The sequence below is a fragment of the Paraburkholderia sp. UCT31 genome, from assembly GCF_014397655.1.
GTDB lineage: Bacteria > Pseudomonadota > Gammaproteobacteria > Burkholderiales > Burkholderiaceae > Paraburkholderia > Paraburkholderia tuberum.
The window spans coordinates 1-1,213 of record NZ_VZQP01000179.1 but is presented as its reverse complement, the minus strand read 5'-3'; the positions used below and the strand labels follow the sequence as shown (position 1 = coordinate 1,213).

Annotated in this window: 1 protein-coding gene; it reads left to right on the top strand. The window is 56.6% G+C overall.

From position 1 onward, the window contains the following. Window positions 1–87: 87 nt before the first annotated feature. Window positions 88–1,080 carry an IS5 family transposase gene (locus F6X40_RS41475; RefSeq protein WP_187631889.1) on the top strand — a complete coding sequence of 331 codons (993 nt, stop codon included), beginning with the start codon at window positions 88–90 and terminating at the stop codon, window positions 1,078–1,080. The last annotated feature ends 133 nt before the right edge of the window (window positions 1,081–1,213 follow it).

Below are 1,213 nucleotides of genomic sequence, written 5' to 3'. Positions count from 1 at the left end.
GGAAACGCTGATTAATGGAGCTCGGCGGTCATCGCTCACGTAGCCGAAGACGTTATAGAAGGCAGCTCACAGAACGGACTCACGAGGATGAAGAGGCAGATCGGCTTCGCGGAAGCGGAAATTGCAGGCAAGAAGCGCGTGACGAGGCGCCAACGCTTCCTGGCGGAGATGGAGCAGATTGTGCCGTGGCAGCGTTTGCTGTCTGCAATCGAACCGCATTACCCGAAGGGCACGCGAGGCCGTCCGCCGATTGGCTTGGAGCGAATGCTGCGGATCTATTTCCTGCAACAGTGGTACGGGCTGTCGGACGAAGGGCTGGAAGACGCGCTGTATGACAGCATTGCGCTGCGCGCCTTCGCCGGCATCGATCTGGCAGTCGAGAACGTTCCGGATGCGACCACGCTGCTGAAATTCCGGCGCCTGTTGATCGAGCACGAACTGACACGGAAGCTGTTCGACGAGATCGGTATCTCGCTGTGTGAGCGTGGACTGATGATGAAGGAAGGCACGCTGGTTGATGCGACGATCATCGAAGCGCCACCGTCGACCAAGAACGCCGGGAAGAGCCGTGACCCGGAGATGCATCAAACGAAGAAGGGAAACGAATGGCACTTTGGGATGAAAGCCCACGTTGGCGTGGACGCCGATTCGGGCTTGGTCCACAGTGTGGTTGGCACGGCGGCCAACGTGTCGGATGTGTCGCAAGCCCATTTGCTGCTGCACGGCCATGAAGAGGAAGCGTTCGCCGACGCAGGCTACATTGGTGTAGACAAGCGTGATGAAATGAAAGGCAAGGCAGTAAATTGGCACGTCGCTGCCAAGCGCGGAAAGATCAAGGCGATGCAGGACGGGCCGCTGAAGGACCTGGTGACTGCGCTTGAGCGAACCAAGGCGCAAATCCGTTCGCGCGTTGAGCATCCGTTCCATATCGTCAAGAACCTGTTTCACCATCGCAAAACCCGATACAAGGGCTTGGCCAAGAACACGGCGCAACTGTTCAGCTTGTTCGCTCTGGCGAATCTGGTGACTGCGCGAAATCTGTTGCGATCGGTTCATGGGAGCAATCCGTCATGCGTATGAAAAATGAGAGAAGAGGGGCTCGTTTGCGAGCCAAATTCACCGAAATGAGCGTCGATTCGATTCGTTATCCAGAAAATTTGACGCGTCTTGATCTGCAAGCCGATCCGACAGTTCATTAATCAGCGTTTCCCTA